Origin of the sequence: Corynebacterium jeikeium (genome assembly GCF_000738175.1) — a bacterium.
GTDB lineage: Bacteria > Actinomycetota > Actinomycetes > Mycobacteriales > Mycobacteriaceae > Corynebacterium > Corynebacterium jeikeium_C.
Genome location: NZ_JFCH01000015.1, coordinates 1 through 25,731, shown reverse-complemented (window position 1 = coordinate 25,731; position 25,731 = coordinate 1). Strand labels below are relative to the sequence as shown.

The window sequence follows — 25,731 nt, the reverse complement described above, 5'->3', positions numbered from 1 at the left end:
GCGAGTCCGAGTGGGTCTTGGGCGTTGTAGGCACCTAGGGTGGGGTTGTAGTAGCGGAAGCGGTTGTACGCCCACCCGGATTCCGCATCCTCGTACTGGCCTGCAAACAACAACGGGCTGGTGCACCGACCTGCCCATGTGCGTGTGCCGTAGAGGGTTTGGGTGGTGTGTCCCTCGACGACACCGGTGGTGGTGTTGATCAGTTCCTGTGGTGCTCCGGCTAGGTCGCACACTAGGGCGTAGAACGTCGCATCAACCCGAGCCTGTGGCCAGGTGGTGGCAGGGTTCACCGGAGTGTCGGTGTTGTCACGGGTGGTTAGTGTGATCTGGCCGTGTGTCTCACCAGTGGCCGGGTCAGTGGTCCACACGTAGCCTTCACCCACACGTGCCGGATCGGTGGTGTCGATGGTGGTGGTGACAGCTGCCAGTTGGTTACCGGTGTGGGTGAACACGTCACGGTGGATAACTTCACCGGTGGTGGTGTTGATCGTGTCTTTGGCTACGCGTCGGCCGAGACCATCGTAGACGTAGCGGTAGCCGGTGTTTGGTTCATCGGAGGAGGTAAAGCCGATGGGTTGTTCACCGGTGGCGTAGTAGAAGTGATGGACTAATGGTTTCTTGCCCAGACGTTTGGTCACGGTGCGGGTGATACGGCCTGCATCATCGTAGGTGTAGGTAGTCCGGCCGACTTTGACCGGCAGGGTGTTGTGGTAGTCGATGACCCCGTCAGCAGTAGAGGCCAGCACACCTGCCGGGGTGAATGAATAGTTCTCCTGGGCGGAAACCCCGGTGGCACTGCCTGATTGTGCTGGAGTGCCTGCTCGTGCAGGAGTGTGTGTCGTGGTGTGTGGTGGGGTGGTGTTGTGGTTGCTGGGGTTACTGGGGTTGGTGGTGGTTGGTTGGGGTGTGCGGGTCGCACTGGTAGCGCGGCCTGTAGCGTCGACGGTGAAGCTGGTGGTGCCACGCAGTTGGTCGGTGATGGCGGTGAGGGTGGAGTCGGCTCGCCAGGTGAAGTCACGACCAGCAACAGGGGCAAGCCCGCCAGGCGTTGCCGAATCCAACAGGTTGGTGTGGTCACCGGTGATGCGCCCACGGGTATCGATGTTGATGGTGCGTACCAGGTTGTCGATAGCGGTGGTGGCGCGGTGGCCGCGGGTGTTGGTGGTGTAGGTCAGCTCGGCAAGCAGGCGACCAGTGTGATCCAGGCCTGCCGGAGCGCTTGTATCGGTGTGGCGGTCATGAGTGACTACTGGGGTGGTGTGTTGGGTGATGGTGCTGCTGGTGATCTCACCAGCAGCATTGCGTCCATAGTCGGTGGTGATGGTGTGGTCGGTGGGTAGGGTGAGGTGTTCGCCGGTGACCATGCCCGTGGCGGAAAGCTCGAGAGTGTGGCGGGTTTCTTCGCCACTGGCCAGGCGTGTGGTCTCACTAATGGCCCGGCCATAGGAGTCACGGGTGTAGGTGATGGTGGCAGCCGGGTTGGTGATGCTGGTCAGGCGGCCGAAGGGATCGTAGTCAAACAGTGTGGTGCCGGAAGCATCCTCAATGCTGGTAGTCAATCCCAACTGGTTGTAGGTGGTGGTGGTTGTGCCTGCTGGTGTGGTCACCTGGGCTAAGAGTCCGTCGGGGCTGGTGGTGTTGGTGGTGACGATACCGTTGTAGTCGGTTTGTTGGGTGATGTTCCCGTCGAGGTTGTAGGTGTAGGTCCAGGTGTGGCCGTCGGCGTTGGTGATGGCCACGGGTTGCATTTGGGTGTTGTAGGTGATGGTGGTGGTCGCACCGGTGGCGTCGGTGGTGGTGATGGGTTTGTCGAAGACGGTGTAGGTGGTTGTGGTGGTTGCTCCGGTTTCGTTGGTGGTGGCCAGTTGGTTGCCTTCGCCGTCGTAGGTGGCGGTGAGGGTGGTGCCATCGGGGTGGGTGAGTGTGGTGGGCCAGCCTTCGGGGGTGTAGTCGATACGGGTGGTGTTGCCGTCGGGGTCGAGGGTGTCGGTGATAAGGCCTTGGATGTTGAGGGTGTGGCTGGTGCGGCGGCCGGCGGGGTCGGTGATGGCGATGGTGCGGCCGGCGTTATCGCAGTCGATGTGGGTGGTGGCCCCATCGGGGGTGGTGATGCTGGCAGGGGTGATGCCGGAGACACGGTAGTCGTAGGTGTAGCAGGTGGTGGCTCCGTCGGCGGTGGTGACCGCGGTGGTCATGCCGAAAGCATCGACCTGGTAGTCGGTGGTGTGTCCGTCGCGGCCGGTGATGCGTACGGGCATGCCCCAGGTGCCGGGTTCGACGGTTGTGGTGGTGCCATCGGGGTAGGTGGTGTCGACGATGAGGTCGTTGTCGTCGTAGGTGTAGCAGGTGGTGGCACCAGCCGCGTTGGTGACTGTGGCTGGGAGGTGGTGGTCGGTGTAGGTGGTGTCTTGGATACCACCTTCGGGGGTGATGATGCGCCAGACGTCGCCGGAGGCGGTGGCGCGGTAGACGGTGGGGCGGATGTCGCCGAGGAGGTCGTCGGTCAGCCAGTCGGTGGGGACGGTCCAGTTGGTGGTGGTGTCGCGGTTGGTGGTGCGGCCGCGTCCGGTCAGGCCTGCTTGTTCTAGTCCACCGTTGAGGAGGGCTTGGTAGACGGGGAGGTTGTGGAGCCGGTCGAGGTAAGTGTCAACGACACTATCGCCGGTGTCTAGGGGGTCACCGGTGAAGTCGCCGGCGGTTTCGATGAGTACGCAGACGGTGCCGCCGATGGGTGCGTCGTCGCCGGTGTCGTCGCCCCAGTAGAGGATGTTGGGGAACATACCACCGGTGCCGACTTGGGCGGTAACACGGCCGTGGTCATCGTAGCGGTAGTGATACGCAGCACCATTCCGGTCACGCCAACCAGCAGTACGGCCTTGCTCATCGTAGAAGTAGCTCAACACACCAGCATGGGAATTCACCACGCGAATGAGCTGACCGGCAGCGTCGTATTCATAAGAGATCAGCCGCTGAGGTGCTTCGTCAGGGTGAGTCTGCTGGTTATCGACCCAGATGGAAGCCACACGATTCGTAGCGTGATCCCAGACCAAAGACAAGTGAGTTCCATCGCTGCGCGTGATATCTCGCATCTGGCCAGTGGCCTGATCCCACGAGTACGTGATGGCCGCGCCCGTGTGATGAACCAACGCCGTGACACCAACGGTGAAGCCCAGACCAAGATCAGCGGCGAAAGAACCGGTGCGCAACCCCGCGCCAGCCGAGTGTCCACCAGCTGCAGGGGAGCGGTCCTCCACACCCGATGTAGTGACGTAGCTCCCGTCACCAGAAACAGAAAATACGTAGGTGATTCCCTCCGCTACATTGCGCACACGGTAGGCACCATCTGCAAAGGAAAGCAGCCACGCGCGGCCGTCCGCGCGGACCTCGGATCCGTCCAATGGGGCTGGCGGGAACGTCAGCAACGCACCATCGGGAGAGACCATAAGGATTTCGTCATCCAAGATCTCGATATGCACATCCATGCGCGAGACCCACCTGGAGCCCAAAGCTCGTCCCAACTCGTGCGCAGAATTAGCGTTTCGGTCGATGATCAGCGGCAAGATGCCAGGGATGTTGATGTCTTGAGTGAAATCGACCATGTTGCCCGTCGCCATATCGACAGGCTCAGCAGCGAAGCAAATCTGGCCGCCGCGGGTGATCTTTGAATAGGCAGACTTGGCGAATTTTTCGCCTGCCTCGCCTGCGACACGGCTGGCTCCATTCGCCATCTTCAGTGCAGCCGAGTTGGCACCGGACTTCGCCGCCGCCTTAACAGCGGACGCAGCCTTGCCCATGCCGTGAGTTGCCTTGGCAACGGTATTGCCAAGCTTCCCGGCCTTCGCAAGTTTGGCTATACCGGCAAAAGGCAAGGAAGTCGCCACGTCGAAAAGCACCTCGCCCCACGACGCGTTGCCCGTTGCTGCAAGCAGAGCCTTCAGCCCAATGCCTGCAATCAACAGGCCAGCGCCGATCGCCTGAAGGCCAGGAACAAGAAGCAAAACGGATCCGACAATCTGCATGATGTCAGAAATAGCGGCGAGAACGTCAGCATGATCAGACACCCAATCCTTGGTCTTCTGCCATGCACGCTCCAGCATGTTCGGATTGTCATCAAAGTCCGCTTTAGCCTGGGCCGCGATAATGCCTACGGCGGAATCAACCTCTTCGCCCAAGGTGGTCTTAATCGCATCAGAGGTCGAAATATGTCCCAGCCAAACAGTCTTAACTTCCTCAAAGTGGAGGCGTGCTGCTTCCATGGCAGTCTGAGCCGTCTGCGCATCTGCTTCCGCAGAAACGGCTGCAGAGGCAGTCGCGGCACCCACACCTGGAATCATCGATGTGCTTACGGCTGTAGCAGTCGCTGCCGTCGCTGTTACTCGCGCGCGAGCCGCGTTGACCTCAGCCGAGTTTAAGGCGGTAACAGCGGCCTGATAGTCAGCATGGGTAGCCCGAGCTGGCACTTCAAGAGCTCCCATTTCCGTTTGAGCAGTTTTCAGCGCAAGCTCGTAAAGGTGGACGGCGCGGCCAACACCTGAGTGAGACTCGCCAGTAATATCTAGATGACTAGGGAAGTCAGCATTCAGGAGTTCCTTGTATCGGTCACCCTCGGAGCCCTCGAACCCGCCGTCGTTGATAGACCGCATTGCGGACGCCGCGGTCGTTGCTTGATTGCCGAAAGTAGAATAACGACGCGCCGTTTCCCCAACGGCTCCAACGTTTCCACCAATGTGGAAGTTCTTACCTTTGTAGACGAAGAACGGGGCAAGCAATAGTTCTGGCATGGCGGGCTAAGATCCTCTGGTCTTTGGTCAGATGAAGAAACGAAGGGGAAATCGAAGGAGAGGGGATGGAGTGGGCTAGAGAACCTAGCCCACTTAGGAACCAGCGATAGCTTGGGAAGCGCGGCCACGAGTCTCAGCGACGGACTGGGTGTTTTCATCCAGCGCGCCACGAATCTGGCCCAGAATTTCCTTCAGGTTATGTGCAGCGGAAGACCACTTACCGTGAACCTGGGAGTATTCCTCCTGCTCGGAGCCTTCCCAGCTGGAAGCCAGCTTGCGGATATCAGAATCCATCTCCGACAGGGTGGACTCGATCTGGTTCATTACGCCATTGAGATCGCCAGAAGTGGACTCAGCATCGGAATTGTTGTACGCGTACACAGCCATGGTGGACGTTAACCTTTCTACGAATGAAGATGTGGTGACGGTGGTTGGTTAGAGAATGTTGCCCTGCTGGAAATTCATGCCGGCGAACTTTTGCTGCAGCGCGCTGGTCTGCTCTTCCTCACCCGACTGGTAGGACTTACCCGCTTCATCAACGCGACCAGTCAGCTCCTCCAGAGCCTGCTTAACCTGATCCATGTTGTCCGACCATGCCTGAGTCATATTGTCCCAAGCTCCAACAGAGGAGCCCTTCCAGGATCCCTTCAACGGCTCCAAAGCTTCCAAGAACTTAGAAGACTGGTCCATCAGGTTCTGGTGGTTGGTCTGCAGAGAAGATACGTGACCAGAAACGGCACTGTGTTCAACGGAAAGGTGTTCGCTACCCATGATTACTCCTTGTGCGAGTCCGACAACACGGGCTCGTCAATAGTGGTGAAAAACTTGTACAGGTTGGCGCGCAGTTAGATCGGTGCTGGAAAGAACAAACGCGAGAGAAGATTTCCGACCTTCACCCGCATGCACCCCGCGCGTGACATTAGCTAGCCGAGCTAACTGGTTTCATCGAGCACTTTGGCAATTCCTTCGCGAAGCTGTGTATTGCCATCTTTCATGTTTTGTAAGGCATCTTGGACATCCGCGAGGACGTCCTTCAGATTGGTGGCGCCTTCTTTCCACTTGGTGATGATCTCGTAGTACGCATCAGCCTCAGTGGCCTCCCAGCCTCCACGAAGATCTTCAATTGAGTTGTCAATATCCTCCAAAGTATTCGCGATATCGCCCATCACCGTGTTGATATCGCCCTTTGTGGAATCTGCCGCCGAATCGCGGAACGCATAATACGTAGCGCCAGACATGTGCTATTCCTTTCCCCTGAGCTTGGCGGCAAACTGGTTGAAACCCTTTGCGGATTCGTCATCGTATTGCTGAGTGACGTCGGCGATCTTGCCCGACACATCGCCCAGCTTTCCCACGTTTTCTAGAAGGCGGTTGCGTGGGCCATCCCACTCGCCGAAGTATTCGGCCACCGCCTGCTGGATCTTGTGGCCGTGGATGGAATCCACACCGGACAGAAGGTCGGCGCCTGTCTTATCGCCTTCCAGATCGGCCTTCATACCGGCGAGATTGTTTGCAATATCACGCAGAGATTGCAGAGGTACTTGAATGTAATCGGACATGCCTTACTCCTGTTTCTGCAAAGCTTCCTGGCTGCCAGCGAAGAAGTTCGAATCGAGTAGATCCAAACCTTCAAACGTCTCACCCAACGTCTCTGGATGCGCCTGAACACTGTTGGCCACACGCTTCACAATGTTGCCCAGCAACTCAGCAGTCTCCTCATCTGGAGCCGATCCAGAAATGACCAACGTCCAGGTGGTGGAGGGAATGGGGAGAAACGCCTGGTGGTGGAATGTCGTGCGCCGCTGAGATATTGGACCGGACTGAGTGGTATTGGATGAGTGCACATAGGCCGTTCCCTTGGGGGATGTGCACTGCTGTGTGGTCGCGTCCTTGGTAGAAAATGCCTGCTCCACGGTGCGCAGGCTAGCAAACTCAGGGGAGCTGTCGTACCAGCGCAACAACAGCGTGGCTGACGTTGCCTGTCCATCTTCCGAGAGGCCGGGGAGGATCAGGGTTAGAAGAATGTTTCCATCGCGGGCGGCTTTAACCAGCTGCTCGAGCTGCTGAAGCACTAGCTTTTGTTCGGCTCGCTTCAAGCGGTGGCCAGGAATGTAATTCTCCGCGATCTGGGACAAACGGTGTGGCGACGCCTCTGGATGAGTGTCAATACGAACCCAGTTGGTGGGCAGGGAGGCTTGCCATAGGAACCGTGGACGTGGGGCATCCGGGTGGAACCGCACAGGCGAGGTGACCGAATTGGCCATAAAGCCTTCTCCTCTTTAATTCACTTAATCGCACCGTCAATCTTGAATACCCCTTCGAGGATGCCAGTTGAGCCTCGAGATCGCATTGCAAATCTCGATAAAAGGGAAGGTCGGGGAACTTGGATTAGAGAATCCTAAGCGATGGGAAATCTGCAGGTATGGCAGCACGGTTTGGGTATGTATCGATAAGTGTCTGGGCTGACTGGGGATCGGACACTTATGTAAAAATGAGGTGCATGTAAGGTGTAGTTCGCTTTAGGTTTACCTATAGTGCCCTCTAATTGGGGGAGCGGAAACCAAGCTGAACCAACTCCACGCGGCCTGGGCCACGCACCCACTGTGCACGGCCAGTCGGTAGCTGCTGCAGGTACACCTTCGGCCACACAGCGCCCTCTTGCTTCTCTCCGCTGAGCAGCAAACCATTTGCCCCGTTGTCCCGGATGCCTTGCGCGAACGTGTCATACGTGGCTCTCGACACACCAGCCGCGCGGCGTGCAATCCACACGTGAAGACCAATATCTGCGCCATGGGAAAGGAAGGGAACCAGTGGCCGGAGCGGATTGTTGGTTCCCTCGAACTGCTCAAAATCGTCCACCACAATGTAGATTTCGGGGCCTTGCCACCACGACCGATTGCGCAATTGCTCCTGCGTTACATCCGCAGGGGGCAGACGCCTCTCCAGCTCCTTGGCGATACCTTTCGCCAACAGCTCCGCCGCGGACTTTGTGCCAGCGTACTCACCCAGGAACTCCTCAGGACACTCGCCAAGCAAGGTGCGGCGGGCGTCGAAAATACCGAACATCACCTGACCCGGTTGCTTGCCACGAATTGCCTCCGACATCAACGCGCGAAGCGCCGTAGTCTTCCCTGACGCATGCTCACCCACAATGAACAAATGGCGCTGAGCACCATTCAAATCGAAGCGCACGGGCTGCAAAGTTGATTCCGCCAATGCCACTACAGCAGGCTGACCGCCGCTGGCCTCGATCAACTCTTGCAGCATGACCTTCTCCGGCAACATGCGTACCGCAGGCGCATTCTTAAATGGGCTAGCTTGAGCAATCGCGGAAATCAGTGCCTGCGTGGACTGCTCCCGAACCACATCTGGCTGGTCCAGCACAGGGCTTGCCACATGGGAAAACAGCTTGTCTGCAGACAAAATGCGCCCCGTCGGCTGGCCCGCCAACTGCTCTTGCGGCTTCTTCCCGATCGAGGAATCCAGAGGATCATTCAGGCGATGTTCCAGCTTTGTGCCAATTACAGCCTGCAGCTGCAGTCGGAAATCTGCCCAGCGTCCCGTTGCAAACACCACGTGTACGCCATAACCCAGGCCGCGGGCAGCTAAGTTCTGAGCCTGCTCTGCCAGATCCTCAAAGTCATGCCGAAGAGTGGCCCAGCCATCGATAATGAGGAAGACATCAGCGCTGGGCAGCTCTGGAAGACGGCCCGCCGCATGTGCACGGCGCATATCTTCCACGCTGGACAAGCGATGCTCTGCAAAGATTCGCTCACGGTCCGCGAGGAACTGCAGCATCTCAGAAAACATGCGGCGCAGCTTATCCTCATCAAAACGAGTAGCCACATCACCAACATGGGGAAGCTCCGCAAACGCGGTGAACGCCGAACCATTCAAGTCCGCGATGTACATGGACACTTCCGCAGGAGTGTGCGTCAGAGCCGTGGCCAGAACCAGGGACTTCACCGTTGTCGTCTTGCCAGATTGCGGAGCACCCATGATTGCGACGTTGCCCTGCGAACCCGCCAAATCGACAACAAGCGGGCCCTGCCACTGCTCCAAAGGCTTATCCTTCAGCCCCAGTGGAATCTGCAATTGACCGGTGCGCTGAGCACGCATACCACGGTCAGACGTGAGCTCTACCTGGCCCAACGCCGAACCAAGATCGATCCTGTCGGGAACCGGAGGAAGCCAGATCTGCCGGGTAGGTTCCGCAGCGGGGATCAACCGGGACACAACCAGCTCCAACGTCGTAGTTGGCTCTACCGCCGATTGGATATTCGCCGACTTCTTGGCATTCGTAGCCAGCGAAAGCTGGTGTGCCTCTACACGCTGCTGCAGCCAGCTTTCCGTCGTGTTCTCTAGCTCCAGAGGCATCGGAACAGGTGGAAGCTCGCGTTCCTCCTGGGATGCGGAGGACGTATACGGTCCCGACACATAAGCGGCCTTAAAGCGGTCAAAGATGTCCGGATCCACCTTCAAATAGCCCGAACCGGGAATTGGGGGAAGCTCGTGGGCTGCCGTGGAACCAATGGCCGTGCGGGATTCGGACGCGGAAAATGTACGCAGGCCAATGCGGTAGGACAGGTAGGATTCCAGGCCGCGCAGGCGGCCTTCCTCCAAACGCTGGGAAGCCAAGAGAAGGTGCACGCCAATGGAACGGCCGATGCGCCCGATCTGTACAAATAGATCGATAAACTCCGGCTTGGCTGCTAGAAGCTCACCAAACTCATCAATCACCACAAACAGGACGGGCAGAGGATCCATGGAGGTCGAGCCATCCTGGTCGATCTGCTTTTGTCGAATGGCGTTGTACTCTGCAACATTGGCCAAGTTGCCAGCCTTTTGCAGAACATGCTGGCGGCGCTGAATCTCGCCCAAAATCGAATCATGCAGGCGATCCACCAAGCCCGCCTCGTCCGCCAAGTTATCCACCACCGCAGCCGTGTGAGGGAGTGGCTCCAAGCCGGCAAACGTCGCGCCACCCTTAAAGTCCACCAAAACCAGCGACAGCTGATCAGGATGATGGTTGATCACCTGAGCCAAGACGATGGTGCGCAGCACCTCAGACTTACCCGAACCGGTTGCGCCCACACATAGGCCGTGTGGACCCATTCCGGACTTCGCGGATTCCTTGATATCTAGGTAGATCGGCTCCGCCTCGGCGTCAATTCCAAAAGGCACCTTTAGGAACTCATCCGCGCCACCAGGACTCCACTGGTGGGCAATGTCGTAGGTAGCAAAGTCGTCGATGCCCAGCATCGCATCCAGGCCGATGGTCTGTTCAAGCGGAGCGTCGGGCGTGGCATCCTCCACCAAGCGCAGAGGTGAAAGCGAACGGGCCACGGACTCCGCTAAAGCAGGGGAGACCTGATCCAACCGGCCACGGAAGCCTCCATACAGCATGCGCTCTACAAACCCATCCTCGCCAGCTTTGGGTTCGCGCACCTCACCACGGTCGATCAGCTGAACCTGGAATTCGCGGGAATCCTCAATGGATACGCGGACGTCCACGTGGCTCGGCTCGTCCTGTTGACGCAAAGACGTGGCCAGCACAGCAATACGGGCCTTCTCCAGGCTCAACACCTGAGACAGTTGCCCCTCCAGCCAGCGTCCATGTTCGGAATCCATGTCCAGCACCACCACAATGAAAGGCTCCTCCAGAGCCTTCATTTGGTACCGGGCGCGCTCCTTCAACTCGTCATTGCGGCGCTCCACTTCCTGAAGCAACGATTGGGCGGAAGTTTCATCGTGGCTCACCTGGCGCTTGCCCAGAGGGCCATCAAACTCGTCCTCACTCAAGACGTGAGGAAGCCACAGCGCCCAATCTGCGGTATCCGCATGATCAGCCAACGGCAATGCAAAGTGGAAACGCACGTCATCAGGAGCATGGAACACCGCCGCCTGGGTGACAATCGTGCGCAGAGCCTCCGTTGTCAGCTGGGGAGAACCCACCAAACTGACCACACCCCGGGCCGGAATGGCGATGGGAGTATTCTCCACGGTTTGAGTACGCTTCAGCATGCGCTCTGCGTGCGCTTGGGAGATCGGCTCCGGAATGGCCAACGGGTCCGTGGCCTCCTTCACCTTGATGCCGCACGCCAGCTGGCACGTTCCTGATCCGATGCGGGTGACCAACACATCTTCGTCACTACGGCGCCGCTCCCACAGGCGGAAGGGGTTTCGAATGGCATCCTGCAGCGCGCCTGGCTCGGGGCTGCGCATTGCCGCGACTTTTTGTTGCTCAGTTGCTTTGTCTTTTGCCTTCGCCTCCATTTCCTTTAGGTGCTCCAAGAAACGAACGCGGGCTGTTTCGGCCTCCTTGCGCTTGCCCGTGCGCGAACGCGCGAACATCACCAGCGCGCTGACAATCACCATCACGAACATCACCGAGCCGATGGCCATGCGGATAGGGTTGCCGGACGACATCATCATGAGCACCATGCCCATGCCACCAATAACTGGTAGTAGGAACGTCACCGCATTCGCCGCCGCGCCATTGGAACGGATCGTTGGAATCTGGGCCAACTCCAACGGCCCTTGTGGCACTATCGCTCGATTCGCGCGAGCCGGACGGTGAATAATCTTGGTGGACATTACTTCAGCAAAAACTCTCTACGCACGTATCGGGGATCAACAGGACAATCGGCTGCTAGGCGCATACAAGGGCACCCAGCCACGTGCCACACGACAATCCATGTAATCATTACTACTATGTCTGCGATGTTTGTGAGATTAAGTGTGTTTTGGCAAGACCATCAACTGGATGTCAGCCTCCCAGCACACAGGCCCGTCATCGACTACCTCGATGACGTGGTGGAACTGTTCCGTGGACGAGTAGCAGATTCCGAATTTACCGCAGACGTGGAAGCTACCGCGCACCTGTGGGTGCTGTCCTCCCCAGAAACGGGGATTATCAACGCTGAGCGCACTCTCGAAGACTATGAGGTGCTGGACGGGCACAAACTCTACCTGTCGCAGCGAGCTGAAGCCGCCCACGCACCATTTGTCGATGACATCATGGCCGAAATGCGCAGCACCATTGGAGCCTCCCAGTTTGCGTGGTCTGGAACCACCCGCACAGATGGACTGCTGGCTACCATGTTGGCCACTATTACGTTGGTTGGCCTCGTCGCACTCAAGGGTGTGTGGGGTAGCAGTCTCGCAGGGCTTGGTTTTGGGCATGGCTCGTCCGCCGGCGGACACGTTGTGGAGGCGTGGAATTCAGGTCGAATCACAAGCGTCGTGACCGCTACCGTCCTGACCCTCCTGGCAATCGGGATTGCCCTGTGGAAGCCCCGTCCGTGGGCACAGAAGCTGGCGTGGGCCCTGCCAATCTTTGGATTCATCGTCTCTGCAGCCGTGTTGCGGCCCGTGGACAGTGCGCCAGGGCTAGCGTGGACAATCAGTATCACTGCACTCTGTGCGGCCATCGCAGCTTGGATCGCGCTGAGGAGGCAAGCGACAGCTACAGCGGTTGCAGCCGGGATCGTCGCCGTTGCTGCGGCGGTCTTCGGGCTGGCAACCTTCCTTGGTGCAAGTCCTTTTGCGCTGGCCGCGTGGACAGCATGGCTGCCCATCGCGATGCTGCTGACCACCTCGACGCTTGCTATCAGTAGCACCGGGCTTGCCGCGATGCTTCGTCGCAGTGACGCTGGTGAATCCATTAGCCGCGAATCCATCCGCGCTGCCGCCCTGCGCACTGAAGCAATTAGTCGCGGTATTAGCTGGGCCGCAACAATCATGGGCGCCCTCATTGTTCTTGTTCTCAGCACAAGCAGCTACTGGCAACAGGGGCTCATTGCAGCCCTGCTGGCGGTCATCCTGATCCTGCGTACGAATGGCTTTTCGGATGCTCGCATCATTAGCCCTCTGCTCATCGCCGGAATCACTGGCCTCGCCACGAGCACCGGGAGCTTCGTGCATTGGTTCTCAGGCGACGGATCGCAGACTGGTAAGGACTCGACCGATCAGTTTGGAGTAAATGCGTGGATCTTCAACAGTGCTACTGATAGTTGGCAGCCATGGGCTGCAGCCGCCCTGGTCATCGTCATCTCACTGATGGTTCTAGCCTTTATCGCAAGCCGTCAGCCAGACGAACTGGCCGAGGCCCGCATGGCCAAAGTCATCACATTCATTGACGTGGTGGCGTCCCTTGCATTCATCCCAATTGTCCTCATCGGGCAAGGCGTGCTGACCTACTACTGGGCGGTCAGTTAGGCGTCGTTCTACTAGGACCCTGGCGATAGATAAAAGAAAGCCCGTGGCGCGAGGAACGCACCACGAGCTTTCTCACCGGCAGCTGCTCAGCCAGTTCTGCCCGCCAAACCCACGTTGGCTAGATGTTGGCTAGATTTTCTCTACCTTGCCCACTGCGTGCAGGGTCTTTAGCTTGGAAGCCTTGCGCAGCTGCAGATCCCACTCGCTGGGGCGCGGGTAGGCCTTGTCACCCGCAGCCTCGGCGAAGAATGCCACGGTGGTCGGCAGCGTAACGGGCTTGGCAAACTCCACGCTGAAGCGTGCAGCGGAAGGCAGCAAGCCCTCCAGACCACGCAGCATCGTGGCAGCGGACCACATGCCGTGCGCAATGACGGCCGGGAAGCCGAATGCCTTCGCGCCAACGCCGGAGACGTGGATTGGGTTCTTATCACCCGAAGCCTGCGCGTACTCCTGGATGTCCGCCGGGGTTACGCGGAACTTCGCGGACGGGGTCGCGTCGTACTCATCGAACTCAACCGGCTCCAGAATGCGGCCGTCGGTCGGCTGATTGTCCTTGTAAGGCGAGGAGCTGGAAAGCTTCGCACCCTTAGACAGGAAGCCACTGGTCTGCTTCCACACGTCCTCGCCATCCACGGAGACGACGGTAACGACATCCAGCAGCACACCCTTGGTGTGCGGACGCAGATTCTCCGCGTGCACGCGGATGTCCAGCACATCGTCCACGGTCAGGTCGCGGATCTGCTCGATGCGGTTGGTCAGGTGCACCAGACCCACGGCATTAACGGGGGAGTCCGATGCAGTCAGGATCTTCATGACAATCGGGAAACTCAGCACGTACGGGTACGTGATCGGCAGCTCGTTGCGCAGCCGCAGGCCCGTTGCCGCGTTGTAGGCAGCCAGCTCCGGCACCTTGATCTTGACGCCCTCAACCTTGAACGCAGTCTTCGGATTGTCCTTGGCACTACGGGGGCTACCCACGCCCGGAACAACATCCTTGACGGCGTTGCGGTACTCGTCCATCAGCACTGGGATGGAATCCAGCTTCTTGTAGTCAACCACTGGTCGTGGCTCCTTTCTCTACAGTTCGCTTGACGGGGTTCGTCTTAGGCGCCCAGCATTGCCTGGCCACACACGCGGACAACGTTGCCGGTGACAGCCTGGGAAGCCGGAGCTGCGAAGTAGGCGATGGTCTCGGCGACGTCCACGGTCTCGCCACCCTGCTGCAGGGAGGACAGCAGACGGCCACCGACGCGGGTGCCGAACGGGATGGCGGCGGTCATCTGGGTCTCGATGAAGCCCGGAGCCACTGCGTTGACGGTGATGCCACGGTCAGCCAGCTTCTCGGAGAAGGAATCCACGAAGCCGATCACGCCGGCCTTGGTAGCGCCGTAGTTGGTCTGGCCACGGTTACCGGCGATACCGGCGATGGAAGCCACGCCGATGACACGGCCGTTGTCGGCCAGGCCACCGTTATCCAGCAGCTTCTCGGTGATGCGCACCGGTGCAGCCAGGTTGACGGCGATGACGGAATCCCAACGGCCCTCGTCCATGTTGGCCAGCAGCTTATCGCGGGTAATACCAGCGTTGTGGACGATGATGTCGATCGGGCCGCCGTGGCGAGCCTCTGCGTGCTCCTTCAGCTTCTCCGCGGCGTCGGCAGCGGTGACGTCCAGCGGCAGGGCAGTGCCGCCAACCTTGTTGGCGGTCTCTGCCAGGCCCTCGCCAGCCTGCGGAACATCCACGCAGATGACCTTCGCACCGTCGCGAGCCAGCACCTCTGCGATGGTGGCGCCAATGCCGCGGGCAGCGCCGGTGACCACGGCGATCTTGCCCTCGGAAGGCTTGTCCCAGTTGGCCGGGGCGGTCGCGGACTGGGCGTCAACACGAATAACCTGAGCGTCCACGAAGGCCGACTTGGCGGACAGGACGAAGCGCAGGGTGGACTCCAGGCCAGCGAGGTCGGCGGAAGCGTCCGGGGCGGTGTACACCAGCTGGACGGTGGCGCCGCGCAGCAGCTCCTTACCGACGGAGCGGGTGAAGCCCTCCAGGGCACGCTGAGCGATGCGCTCGTCAGCGTTGTCGATCAGCTCCGGGGTGGTGCCGATGACCAGCAGGCGGGCGCAGGGCTGCAGCTGGCGCATGACCGGGTGGAAGAAGTCATACAGCTGGCGGAGGTCTTCCGGCTTGGTGATGCCGGTGGCGTCAAAAACCAGACCGGCGTACTTGTTATCGCCAGCGGAAGTAGAGACCTTGTAGTCGTCGGCGAGCAGCTCCTCGATGCGGCCAACCAGGCGACCGGAACCGCCCAGTAGAACACGGCCGTCCAGCGCGGGCTCGCCCTCCTTGTAACGACGCAGCTTCGTCGGTACCGGCAGGCCAGCCTGCTTGGAGATCTTCTTGCCGAGGTCCGAGTTGATGAACTTCAGGTATGCATCCTGGTTTTCAGGCACTAGCTTTAACTCCTCATATCTATAAATTCGCCACAGTGGGTGGCGATTCGGCGCGAAATATACAAGTCTTGTTGGCGATACGCACACGAGCGTTGCCGAGACAATGTATGTTCTCATGTATAACCATACGGTGTGATCGAGCACACCGTGTAGGAAAACGTTCTTTCAATTCACATTCTTCGATGGAGTGACACAAAAATATGACTAACGGAGCACCCCGCAAGGTCGCCATCCTCGGCGGCAACCGCATCCCGTTCGCCCGTTCCAACAAGGAGTACGCGAACGCGTCTAACCAAGACATGCTGACCGCCGCCATCGATGGCCTGGTCGCACGCTACGGCCTGCAGGGCGAGGAGCTGGGCCAGGTCGTCGCCGGCGCCGTGCTGAAGCACTCCCGCGACTTCAACCTGACCCGCGAGACCGTCCTCGGCTCCGCGTTGTCCTCCACCACCCCGGCCTTCGACCTGCAGATGGCCTGCGGCACCGGCCTGGCTGCCCTGGTGCAGGTTGCAGACGCAATCGCCCTGGGCCGCATCGAGTCCGGCATCGGCGGCGGTGTGGACACCACCTCCGACGCACCGCTGGCCGTTAACGATCAGCTGCGCAAGACCCTGATCAAGCTGAACAACGCGAAGACCACCACCGACCGCCTGAAGCTGGTCGGCCAGATCCGCCCCTCCCAGCTGGCCCCGGAGCAGCCGAACAACGGTGAGCCCCGCACTGGTCTTTCCATGGGTGACCACGCGGCCATCACCGCCCGCGAGTTCGGCCTGACCCGCGAGGAGCAGGACCAGCTGGCAGCTGAATCCCACCAGAAGCTGGCCAAGGCATACGACGAGGGCTTCTTCGAGGACCTCATCACCCCGTACCTGGGCGTGCAGCGCGATACCAACCTGCGCCCGGACTCCAACGTGGAGAAGCTGGCCAAGCTGAAGCCGGTCTTCGGCAAGAAGGATGCCGAGCAGCACGGCACCAAGGCCACCATGACCGCCGGTAACTCCACCCCGCTGACCGACGGCGCTTCCGCAGTCCTGATCTCCTCCGAGGAGTGGGCCGCAGAGCACAACATCCCGGTCAAGGCATACCTGGTGGATTCCGAGGTTGCTTCCGTGGACTTCATCAACGGCCGCGACGGCATGACCCCGGACGGCCTGCTGATGTCCCCGACCTACGCGGTTGCGCGCCTGCTGAAGCGCAACAACCTCACCCTGCAGGACTTCGATTTCTACGAGATCCACGAGGCTTTCGCCTCCCAGACCTGCGCCACCCTGAAGGCTTGGGAGTCCGACGAGTACTGCCGCGAGCGCCTGGGCCTGGATGGCGCCCTGGGTGCCATCGACCGCGCGAAGCTGAACGTCAAGGGCTCCTCCTTGGCAGCCGGCCACCCGTTCGCCGCTACCGGCGGCCGCATCATCGCCACCGCTGCGAAGGTGCTGGAGGAAAACGGCGGCGGCCGCACCCTGGTTTCCATCTGTGCAGCAGGTGGTCAGGGTATCGTCGCCATCATCGAGCGCTAAAGCGCCGCTAGCCGCTAGCTGCTAGTTAGCCGCTAGCTTCTAGCGGCCAGCGGCTGCGAGCCGCCGGTTGCTAGAACACCTTCGCCAGATCGGTCTTGTACACCACCGCGTTGTAGCTGTGCCACGAGGTGGCCACCCAGTACAAGTTCCCATCGGTCTGGTGTGGGTACATATACCCGCCGTAGATATCCGGCACCTGGGCCCTGGAGATCAGCGTTTTCGCGCTGCTCCAGGGCCCTTCTGGGCTATCGGCCTGGCGCAGCACCATTCCTTGAGTGGATTCGTACAGTGCCAACCACTTGCCGAGGTGCTCGTTGTACTGCACGGATAGCTCGGAGACTCGCCCGTCGAGCACCGGCTTTGCTGCGTCCATGCGGGAGGTCCAGCCGTTTCCGTCCCAGTATTCCGCAGAGCTGAAGTCGGGGAACTCTGCCTCGTTGATGCGTGCCAAGCGCGCCTGGCCGGAGCGTCCCGACGGGGTGCCGTAGACGTACACGTAGCCGTCGTCGCCTGCAGCGCTTTCCGGTGCCTTGGCGAAGGCGGTCATCTGGAAGTAGTCGTTGCCACGGCTGTGTGCTGGCAAGTCAGGCAGTCGGTTGTCCTTAGAAGCCACCGAGCTTGTGCGGTAAGAGCCCGGCACCACAGAGAAAGTCTTCCCGCCATCTGTGGACTTCGCCGTCGCGGCGTAGTTCGTACGCCACTGTCCCGGGCGCCCCCAGTCGCGCACGGACATGAAGTCCACGTACTGTGCCCCGTTTACCTCGATGCCTGCGGTCGGGATGATGGTCTTTTCCACACCGTCGATCTTTAGAGATTCAGGCAGGAACTCCTCGGAGTCCGCCCCCGTGGCAGGGCCACCCATGTGGATGCCGTTGGAGGGATCCATATCGTCGGTCTCGTATAGAGCATTGGAGTGCCAGCCGTTGTTTCCGGCACCGCAGCGGAAGGAATCACCGAACGCTGCCAGTACGCGCCCATCGCCGGAATCCCACATGATGCCTAAGTCGGTGGAGCTCAAGCCCGTCTTGTCGGTGCGGTCGGGGCTGAAGCGGCCGGTGAGCATGTGCATTGCCTCGGTATTACCGGTGACCTTCGGCATGCCCTCGGGCTTGCCGGTCAGCCACTGTGGTTGGCCAAGGCTACCGGCTAGCGACCCGGTGCTGCTGGCGGCCAACCCATCGCTGGTGGTAGGAGCGTAGGTCCAGCATGGATCCGCCGCGGCGTGCCCCGTAGACAGGGCGGTCACGGCGGTGGCGGTGGCCAGGATCGAACCGGCGGTCAGGGTAGCGGCGAGGGAGCGGCGGGCGGCGGGAATCTTATGCATGCAAGTTATATTTGCATACGCTGTCCTGCGGCGCCTGTCGAGCTCCGCTATATTTTCGGCTATGGCTAATTCCTCTCGCATTGCTTCAATCGCCGTCGCTGCTGTTCTTACTCTGTCCAGCGCCGCGGGCATTGCCGGTGCTGCAGACGCTGATTCCGCTTCTGAAACCCTCCAGCCTCTGCCGACCGTTGAGACTCCCAAGGCTCCTGCGTCGAGCGGCTTGGGTAGCTCCTCGCGCGTGCCGAAGGCCTGCCAGCAGCTGGACCAGCAAATCGAAGAGGTCCGTAAGCAGTGGGACGAAGCAGTCGCCGAGCAGGATATCTACAAGGCCAATGGCCTGCGCATGGAGTTCGGCAACCTTGCCGCCAGCTACTACCAGTGCCGCCTGGCTGGAAACACTCTGGTCGGCTCGCTGTAGGCGCTAGCATGGCCTCATGATCACAATTGGGCTGACTGGTGGAATCGGATCCGGCAAGTCAACTGTCTCTTCGCGGTTGGCGGAGCTCGGTGCTTTTATTGTTGACGCCGACCTGGTGGCGCGCGAGATCGTCGAACCAGGTCAGCCAGCTTTGGCCGAGCTGGCGGATGCGTTTGACGGGGTGCTGAACCCCGACGGCACGTTAAACCGGGCGGAACTAGCCCGGCAGGCCTTTGCTACGCCGGAGGCGACGGAGAAGCTGAACGCGATCACCCACCCGCGCATCCGTGCCCGCACCGAAGAGCTGTTTAAGCAGGGGAGGGAGTCCGGCGCGCAGGTGCTCGTTTACGACATGCCGCTGCTTATCGAAAACGGTGAGGTCGACAAGGTCGATCACGTGTTGGTGGTGGACGCTCCCGACGAGCTGCGCATCGACCGCCTAGTGCAACACCGTGGTTTGGACGAAAATGACGCCCGCCGCCGCATTGCCGCCCAGATCGACCGCGTGACCCGCCTGAATGCGGCGGACACGGTTCTGGATAATTCCGGAACCGTGGAACAGCTACTCGAGCAGGTCGACGATTTCTGGGCCGGGCTCTAAAGCGCTACCAGAACCGGGGGATACCGGCCCCGAATATCGGCGGCAGGCCATCGGCGACAACCGTCTCCGGGAAGATGAATAGCCCCACCGCGTCGCGGTAGCGGGAGGTGCGCTCCTTGGCCAGGTTCCGCTGCTGCACCGGATCGGACTTGGAGGCCAGGCCGTAGACGGTGGTGTGCGGGCCGAAGGCAATGCGATAGTCGCTCACTCCACGATGCAGATGGCTATCAGTTGTGGCGATCACCAGCTCACGCGGCAGTGGCTTGCCATGGGAAGCGTTCTTGGCCTGCGCGTTCATTTTTCCGAAGACCTTCGCGCTGTGCCACGCATTGCTAATGGTGGACCAGGAGTTGCCCTCCACGTGGATGCGCTGCGGGGAGATTCCGGCGCGGACCAGCCACCTCTTCATAGATTCGGCCTCCACGTGACCGTGCTCGGTCTTGCCGCCGGAGGTGATGATCGGGCTCGCCGGGTGCTGCAACGCATAATCGCGGGCAACCTCCAGGCGGCGCTGCAGGTTCGGGTGCACGGAGCCATCCGCGTTCAGCCCGTTACCCAGCACTACCACGGTTGCACGCGGACTGGTGGCCTTGCCAGGAGCCTGTACGGGAGCCTCCAGCACCTTGAGGATGTGGTTAATCTCGGCGCGTCGACCGGGGGAGAGCCGGTCCAACGCCGGGCGCGGATCCTGGTTCAGATACTGGGCGGCGATGGCGGCCGCGGAGTAGGCGTCATCAACAGTGCGAGCAGTACGTGCACCGCTGGGGCCGACCGGCAACAGCTCGCCAGGAATAACGACGGTGTTGGGGCCGATCGGCGCCGAACCGGCAACGATTGGTGGGACGGCGGGCGCAGCCGGCGCTGGCGCGGCAACGGCAGAAGGAGTGAGCAACAGTGAAAGAGCGATGACAGGGGCGATAGCGGCACGACCGCGGGAGAAGAGCTTCATGTGATTAACCTTAGAGCGGCCACAGTAAAAGCGCTGGGTGACAGCACGGCAAGCGATGTCCGGGGCGGTAAGTAGACTGGTGCGCATGGCCTTTGCAGCAGAACGTCCCGAATTGTCGTACTCCGAGTTCCGTCCCGTGGGGGAGGTCGAACGCTCGAATGCGAAGTTCGAAGTCATCAGCGACTACAAACCCGCCGGTGACCAGCCGAAGGCGATCGAAGAGCTGCACCAGCGCCTTAACCGCGGCGAACGCGACGTGGTGTTGATGGGCGCCACCGGTACCGGTAAGTCCGCGACGGCCGCCTGGCTGATCGAAAAGGAGCAGCGCCCCACCCTGGTGATGGCGCCGAATAAAACGCTGGCAGCCCAGCTGGCCAACGAGCTGCGCAGCCTGCTGCCGAACAACGCGGTGGAGTACTTCGTCTCCTACTACGACTACTACCAACCAGAGGCGTATATCGCGCAGACGGATACGTACATCGAGAAAGACTCGTCCATCAACGAAGACGTGGAGCGCCTGCGCCACTCCGCGACCTCCGCACTGCTGTCGCGCCGGGACGTGGTGGTTGTGTCCTCGGTCTCCTGCATCTACGGCCTCGGCACCCCGCAGTCTTACCTGGACCGCTCGGTGGTCTTGAAGGTCGACGAGGAGGTCGAACGCGATCGGTTCCTGCGCCTGCTGGTGGATATCCAATACTCCCGCAACGACGTCGCCTTTACCCGCGGCACCTTCCGCGTGAAGGGCGATACGGTGGACATCATTCCGGCCTACGAGGAGCTGGCGGTGCGCGTGGAGTTCTTCGGTGACGACATCGACGCGCTGTATTACATCCACCCGCTGACCGGCGACGTGATTCGCCAGGTAGACGAGCTGCGCATCTTCCCGGCCACCCACTATGTGGCCGGCCCGGAGCGCATGGAAAAGGCCATGCAGGCCATCAAGGAGGAGCTGGCGCAGCGCCTGGAAGAGCTGGAGAACCGCGGCAAGCTGCTGGAGGCCCAGCGCCTGCGCATGCGCACCGAATACGATCTGGAGATGATCCAGCAGGTGGGCTTCACCAGTGGCATCGAGAACTACTCCCGCCACATCGACGGCCGCGCCGCCGGTTCCGCGCCCGCCACCCTGATCGATTATTTTCCCGAGGACTTCCTCACCATCATCGACGAGTCTCACGTGACTGTCCCGCAGATCGGCGGAATGTTCGAAGGCGACATGTCCCGCAAGCGCAACCTGGTGGAGCACGGCTTCCGTCTGCCCAGCGCGCTGGATAACCGGCCGCTGACGTGGGAGGAGTTCGACGACCGCAAGGGCCAGTGCGTCTACATGTCCGCCACCCCCGGCGATTACGAGATCGCCGCCGCCCAGGGCGAGTACGTCGAACAGGTCATTCGCCCGACCGGCCTGGTGGATCCGAAGGTGGAGGTGCGCCCGACCGAAGGCCAGATCGACGACCTGATCGAGCAGATCCGCCAGCGCACCGAAAAGAACGAGCGCGTGCTGGTCACCACACTGACCAAGCGCATGGCCGAGGACCTCACCGACTACCTACTGGAGCACGGCGTGAAGGTCCGCTACATGCACTCGGATATCGATACCCTCAAGCGCGTGGAGCTGCTCCGCCAGCTGCGCCTGGGCGAGTTCGACGTGCTGGTGGGCATCAACCTGCTGCGCGAGGGCCTGGACCTGCCGGAGGTCTCGCTGGTGGCGATCCTGGATGCGGACAAGGAGGGCTTCCTGCGCTCCGAACGCTCGCTGATCCAGACCATCGGCCGTGCTGCCCGTAACGTCTCCGGCGAGGTCATCATGTACGCCGACCAGGTCACCGACTCGATGCAGTACGCCATCGACGAGACGGAGCGCCGCCGCGCCAAGCAGATCGCCTACAATGAAGAGCACGGCATTGATCCGCAGCCTTTGCGTAAGAAGATCGCCGATATCTTGGACCAGGTCGCGGAGCTAGAAGCGGAATCTGGTGCGGACGCCGCAGGCGGCGCCGGCGCAGATTCCAGCGCCGGGGGGCGGGGTGAATCGCCCGAGGCCGACTGGGCGCTGGTGCGCGGTTCCAGCGACGAACCCATGGCACGCCCGCAGCTGGAGAAGCTGATCCAGGACATGACGGAACAGATGAAATCGGCGGCCAAGGAACTGAAGTTCGAGCTCGCCGGCCGCCTCCGCGACGAAATCGCGGACCTAAAAAAGGAACTACGGGGCATGATCGAAGCTGGGTTGTAATATTAGAGTTATGTACAACACAGTCGTGGTCGGAACCGATGGGTCGGAATCTTCTTTTCTAGCAGTGCGACGCGCCGCGGGCGTAGCCGCCGCCATGGACGCGGAGCTCGTCCTGGCCAGCGCGTATGTGGGGGAGCACGCGGATACCGCGACGAAACAGACCACTGCAGTGGAAGGGGAGATGTCCGCGGCTGAGGTGTTGGCGTCCGCACGAAAAGAGGCCGAAGGCGAGGGCGCCAAGAAGGTTCGCGCGGTGCTGAAGGAAGGCGACCCGGTGGAGGCGCTGATGAGCATCGTCAAGAGCGAGGAGGCGGACCTGCTGGTGGTCGGCAACCGTGGGATTAACTCGCTGACCGGGCGCCTGCTGGGCAGTGTGCCAGCCGATGCGGCGCGCCAGGCGGAGTGCGATGTGATGATCGTCCACACCGTCGGCACCAGGGACTAGCCCTTCCCGATCCGCGCTAGACCCGCTTAATCCCAGGGCAACGGGCGGGCATGCACGACTGTCAGGCCCTGGGTGGCGCGCGTCATGGCCACGTAGAGGTCGTTGAGCCCCTGGGGGGAGCTCTCCACAATGTCCGCCGGCTCGACCAAGATCACCTCGTCGAACTCCAGGCCCTTCGCGGCGGCGGTATCCACAAGCACAACTTCCACGCCCGTTTTTTCCGCCTCGGACTGCTCCGCTGCCTGCTCCGTCACAACGTGCTCTAGGCGCGCGGGGTCAGCGGTAATCACGCCGATCAGGCCGGATTCACCCGTCAGCTCCCGAGCCTGCTCCACCGTCGCCTGAACCTTTGAACCGAGCTCGGCGCCGGTCGCCGCCTTGGCATACCGCACCCCGGTACCCGATTCGCGCAGAGCCAGGGGAGAAGGCTGCGAGGGGTCGATCTCGTGCAACAGCGGCGCGGCAAGATCCGCAATGTCCTTCGGAGTCCGGTAGTTCACCGTCAGCTGGTGCAGCTGCCAGCGGTCGGCCACGAAAGGTGAAAGCGCCTCCGCCCAGCTATCCACCCCGCCGGGGTTGCCGGTCTGCGCCGGGTCGCCCACCAACGTCATCCACTTGTTAGGCGAGCGGCGGAACACCATCCGCCAGGCCATTTCGCTGAGCTCCTGCGCCTCGTCGACGATCACGTGCCCGAATGCCCACCGGCTATCGGCTGCCGCACGTTCGGCAGTCGTGCGGTGGTCGCGGACTCGCTGGCGGGCGGCCAGCGTTTCGGCGTCGATAACGTCGTAGGCCATCAGCACTTCGGGCGCGAAGCCATCGTCCAGGTCCTGGCTGGCCGAGCCGGTGAGGATGTCCAGTGCCTCCTGCGCCTCGGTGATTTTCTCCAGCCACTGCTCGCGCTCCTCAGCAGCGGTCTCCTCGTCGGAGACATAGCCCAGCATGTCGATCAGTTCGTCGATGAGTGGCGCGTCGGCGTCAGTCCATTCACCGCTGGGGTGGGCGGCCAGGCCGCGCCACGTGTCCTCGTCGTAGTCGACGGCGATGGCCGCCGGGTCCGCGTATAGCCGCTCCAGCACCTGGTTGGGGTGCAGCTCGGGCCAGAATTGCCCCAGTGCGTCCACGACCGTCGGATCCGCACCGAGTTCCTCGCGCAGGGTGGCGATGTCGCCCTTGCCCAGCAGGTTCTCGCCTCCCAGCGGGTCGGCACCGATGCTTTCGCCCAGGGCCTCCGCCAGCGAATTCAGCCCGTGGTCGAGGAAGGCCGCCCGCGCATGATTGTGCGGCTTGCGGGAGCGCCGCGCACGAGTCCTTGCTGCCCGCACCATCTTCGGCGTGAGCTGCACGTTGAGCCCGTCGATGCTGATGTCGATGCTGTCTTCCGGCACGGTCTGGTACGTCTTGATCGCATCAGCCAGGATCGTCAGCATCTCCGCCGAGCCCTTGACCTCGCGCGCCAGCAGGTTCGTCTCCGGCACGGTGTGCAGGTTCGGCAGCAGGGTGCCGGGGGTTGCCAGCACCACGCCAGTTTCGCCCAGCGAGGGCAGCACCTGCGAAATGTAGGAAAGGAAGCGGTCGTTAGGGCCGATGATTAGCACGCCCGTGTTATCGAGCTGCTCGCGCCACGTGTACAGCAGGTACGCCGCCCGGTGCAGCGCCACGGCAGTCTTGCCGGTTCCAGGCGCTCCCTGGACCACGGTCACACCACGGTGTGCTGCGCGGATGATTGCGTCCTGTTCCGCCGCGATCGTCTCTACGATGTCTTGCATATACGCCGTGCGCGCCCTGTTGACGGCATCGAGTAGCGCTTCTTCTTTGGCGACGCCCCCTCGCCGCCCAGTACCTACCGCATCGGTCGGTCCTGCCGTGGTGGATAGCTGTTCGTCTGCCACGCTGCGCACCGTCCGACCACGGGTGGTGATGTGCCGCCGCGTGTGTACCCCGTCGGGGCGCAGGGTGGTGGCCAGGTAGAAGGGGCGGGCCAGGGGAGCACGCCAGTCCATCAGCAGGGTGCGCATCTGCTCGTCGTCATCGTGTAAACCGATGCGCCCGATGTATCGGCGATCCAGGTGTTCGTTTCCGGGGACGGGGTTCTCCGCCTCCGCATCCTCCACGTCGATGCGCCCGAACATTAGGCCAACCTCCGCAGCAGAGTAGGAATCCAGGCGTTGAGCAATGTCGCGGGCCTCGCGGTCGCGCACCATCAGACCCTGCGGGTCGTCGATATCGGCCTCCAGGCGGACAGCTTTGAGCCGCTGTTCCAGCTTCTCGCGGGCTTGGTCTACCCGTTCTAGGAGGTCGTCGAGGTAGCGCTGCTCGGCAGCGATGTCGTCGGTGGGCGACAAGGTGGGTGGGGGTTCCCTTCTGTGTGTGGGTTCTTAAGTATAGAGATGGATAGAGCACGCTATCCTACTCTTTCCGCAATGCTTTCGATAGCAAAGAAGGGTTAAGGGTCAAAAGGGGATGCGGACGTTTTTTTAGACAGTTTCGATTTCACGCTACATTGACTTTTCGGTATTCGGCAATGCTCAAACCATCGAGGCTGATCTTGATTCGGTGATTGTTGTAGAACTCGATGTATGTCGCGATTGCTTCTTTGAGCTCTTGGGGGTTCTGCCAGGTTCTGCCGTAGTACATTTCGTTTTTCATTCGGCCGAAGAACCCCTCGCATGCTGCATTGTCGGGGCTACAGCCTTTCTTCGACATAGAGCGAAGTATTCCGAACTTCTCGGTCATGCTTCGCCAGCTGCTGCCTCGATAATGTGCTCCGCGGTCTGAGTGAATCACCAAGGA

General features: G+C 61.0%; 19 protein-coding genes. 6 read left to right on the top strand and 13 right to left on the bottom strand.

What is annotated here, in order from left to right; all coding sequences use genetic code 11:
* From JQ46_RS02040 to JQ46_RS02010, 7 genes are all read right to left on the bottom strand, one after another.
* Positions 1 to 4,781: DUF6531 domain-containing protein (locus tag JQ46_RS02040; RefSeq protein ID WP_034985068.1), on the bottom strand; the 4,781-nt coding region annotated here is incomplete at its 3' end.
* 93 nt (positions 4,782 to 4,874) lie between these two features.
* The gene (locus tag JQ46_RS02035; protein ID WP_034966005.1) at positions 4,875 to 5,168 is read right to left on the bottom strand and encodes a WXG100 family type VII secretion target; all 294 of its coding nucleotides are present in this window, start codon (positions 5,166 to 5,168) and stop codon (positions 4,875 to 4,877) included.
* Between the two features lie 48 nt (positions 5,169 to 5,216).
* Positions 5,217 to 5,552, bottom strand: coding sequence for a WXG100 family type VII secretion target (locus JQ46_RS02030; RefSeq protein ID WP_237744674.1), 336 nt, complete (start codon positions 5,550 to 5,552; stop codon positions 5,217 to 5,219).
* A 161-nt stretch (positions 5,553 to 5,713) separates the two neighbouring features.
* On the bottom strand, positions 5,714 to 6,019 hold the full coding sequence (locus JQ46_RS02025; RefSeq protein ID WP_034985066.1) for a WXG100 family type VII secretion target: 306 nt from the start codon (positions 6,017 to 6,019) through the stop codon (positions 5,714 to 5,716).
* A gap of 3 nt (positions 6,020 to 6,022) precedes the next feature.
* A complete protein-coding gene (locus tag JQ46_RS02020) occupies positions 6,023 to 6,340 on the bottom strand; it encodes a hypothetical protein (RefSeq protein WP_034985065.1) in 318 nt (105 codons plus the stop codon).
* Between the two features lie 3 nt (positions 6,341 to 6,343).
* Positions 6,344 to 7,045 carry a hypothetical protein gene (locus JQ46_RS02015; protein ID WP_155271078.1) on the bottom strand — a complete coding sequence of 234 codons (702 nt, stop codon included), beginning with the start codon at positions 7,043 to 7,045 and terminating at the stop codon, positions 6,344 to 6,346.
* 277 nt (positions 7,046 to 7,322) lie between these two features.
* The gene (locus JQ46_RS02010; protein ID WP_034985063.1) at positions 7,323 to 11,378 is read right to left on the bottom strand and encodes a type VII secretion protein EccC; all 4,056 of its coding nucleotides are present in this window, start codon (positions 11,376 to 11,378) and stop codon (positions 7,323 to 7,325) included.
* 117 nt (positions 11,379 to 11,495) lie between these two features.
* Here JQ46_RS02010 and JQ46_RS02005 point away from each other — a divergent pair, with 117 nt between their 5' ends.
* Positions 11,496 to 13,001, top strand: a complete 1,506-nt coding sequence (locus JQ46_RS02005; RefSeq protein WP_034985062.1) for an EsaB/YukD family protein — start codon at positions 11,496 to 11,498, stop codon at positions 12,999 to 13,001.
* A gap of 129 nt (positions 13,002 to 13,130) precedes the next feature.
* On the opposite strand, the gene JQ46_RS02000 is transcribed toward JQ46_RS02005, so the two are convergent.
* Together JQ46_RS02000 and JQ46_RS01995 are read right to left on the bottom strand one after the other, a co-directional pair.
* Positions 13,131 to 14,060 (bottom strand): MaoC family dehydratase, encoded by a 930-nt coding sequence (locus tag JQ46_RS02000; RefSeq protein ID WP_034985061.1) that lies wholly within the window; start codon positions 14,058 to 14,060, stop codon positions 13,131 to 13,133.
* 44 nt (positions 14,061 to 14,104) lie between these two features.
* On the bottom strand, positions 14,105 to 15,451 hold the full coding sequence (locus JQ46_RS01995) for a 3-oxoacyl-ACP reductase (protein WP_005295764.1): 1,347 nt from the start codon (positions 15,449 to 15,451) through the stop codon (positions 14,105 to 14,107).
* A 200-nt stretch (positions 15,452 to 15,651) separates the two neighbouring features.
* Here JQ46_RS01995 and JQ46_RS01990 point away from each other — a divergent pair, with 200 nt between their 5' ends.
* Positions 15,652 to 16,968 (top strand): acetyl-CoA C-acetyltransferase, encoded by a 1,317-nt coding sequence (locus tag JQ46_RS01990; protein ID WP_034985060.1) that lies wholly within the window; start codon positions 15,652 to 15,654, stop codon positions 16,966 to 16,968.
* Between the two features lie 70 nt (positions 16,969 to 17,038).
* On the opposite strand, the gene JQ46_RS01985 is transcribed toward JQ46_RS01990, so the two are convergent.
* Complete coding sequence (locus JQ46_RS01985; protein ID WP_034985059.1) at positions 17,039 to 18,292, bottom strand: DUF4185 domain-containing protein; 1,254 nt, start codon at positions 18,290 to 18,292, stop codon at positions 17,039 to 17,041.
* A gap of 61 nt (positions 18,293 to 18,353) precedes the next feature.
* On the opposite strand from JQ46_RS01985, the gene JQ46_RS11195 reads away from it, so the two are divergent.
* Positions 18,354 to 18,710, top strand: coding sequence for a hypothetical protein (locus JQ46_RS11195; RefSeq protein ID WP_034985058.1), 357 nt, complete (start codon positions 18,354 to 18,356; stop codon positions 18,708 to 18,710).
* Between the two features lie 16 nt (positions 18,711 to 18,726).
* Positions 18,727 to 19,311, top strand: coding sequence for a dephospho-CoA kinase (gene coaE / locus JQ46_RS01975; protein WP_034985056.1), 585 nt, complete (start codon positions 18,727 to 18,729; stop codon positions 19,309 to 19,311).
* Positions 19,312 to 19,315: 4 nt separating this feature from the next.
* On the opposite strand, the gene JQ46_RS01970 is transcribed toward coaE, so the two are convergent.
* Positions 19,316 to 20,260 carry a YdcF family protein gene (locus tag JQ46_RS01970; protein ID WP_034985054.1) on the bottom strand — a complete coding sequence of 315 codons (945 nt, stop codon included), beginning with the start codon at positions 20,258 to 20,260 and terminating at the stop codon, positions 19,316 to 19,318.
* Positions 20,261 to 20,345: 85 nt separating this feature from the next.
* Here JQ46_RS01970 and uvrB point away from each other — a divergent pair, with 85 nt between their 5' ends.
* Both uvrB and JQ46_RS01960 read left to right on the top strand, forming a co-directional pair.
* Positions 20,346 to 22,493 carry an excinuclease ABC subunit UvrB gene (gene uvrB / locus JQ46_RS01965; protein ID WP_034985053.1) on the top strand — a complete coding sequence of 716 codons (2,148 nt, stop codon included), beginning with the start codon at positions 20,346 to 20,348 and terminating at the stop codon, positions 22,491 to 22,493.
* A 10-nt stretch (positions 22,494 to 22,503) separates the two neighbouring features.
* Positions 22,504 to 22,938, top strand: coding sequence for a universal stress protein (locus JQ46_RS01960; protein WP_034985051.1), 435 nt, complete (start codon positions 22,504 to 22,506; stop codon positions 22,936 to 22,938).
* A gap of 26 nt (positions 22,939 to 22,964) precedes the next feature.
* On the opposite strand, the gene JQ46_RS01955 is transcribed toward JQ46_RS01960, so the two are convergent.
* Positions 22,965 to 25,283 (bottom strand): HelD family protein, encoded by a 2,319-nt coding sequence (locus tag JQ46_RS01955; protein WP_034985049.1) that lies wholly within the window; start codon positions 25,281 to 25,283, stop codon positions 22,965 to 22,967.
* Positions 25,284 to 25,431: 148 nt separating this feature from the next.
* The coding region (locus JQ46_RS01950; RefSeq protein ID WP_034985045.1) for an IS3 family transposase at positions 25,432 to 25,731 on the bottom strand (300 nt) is incomplete at its 5' end.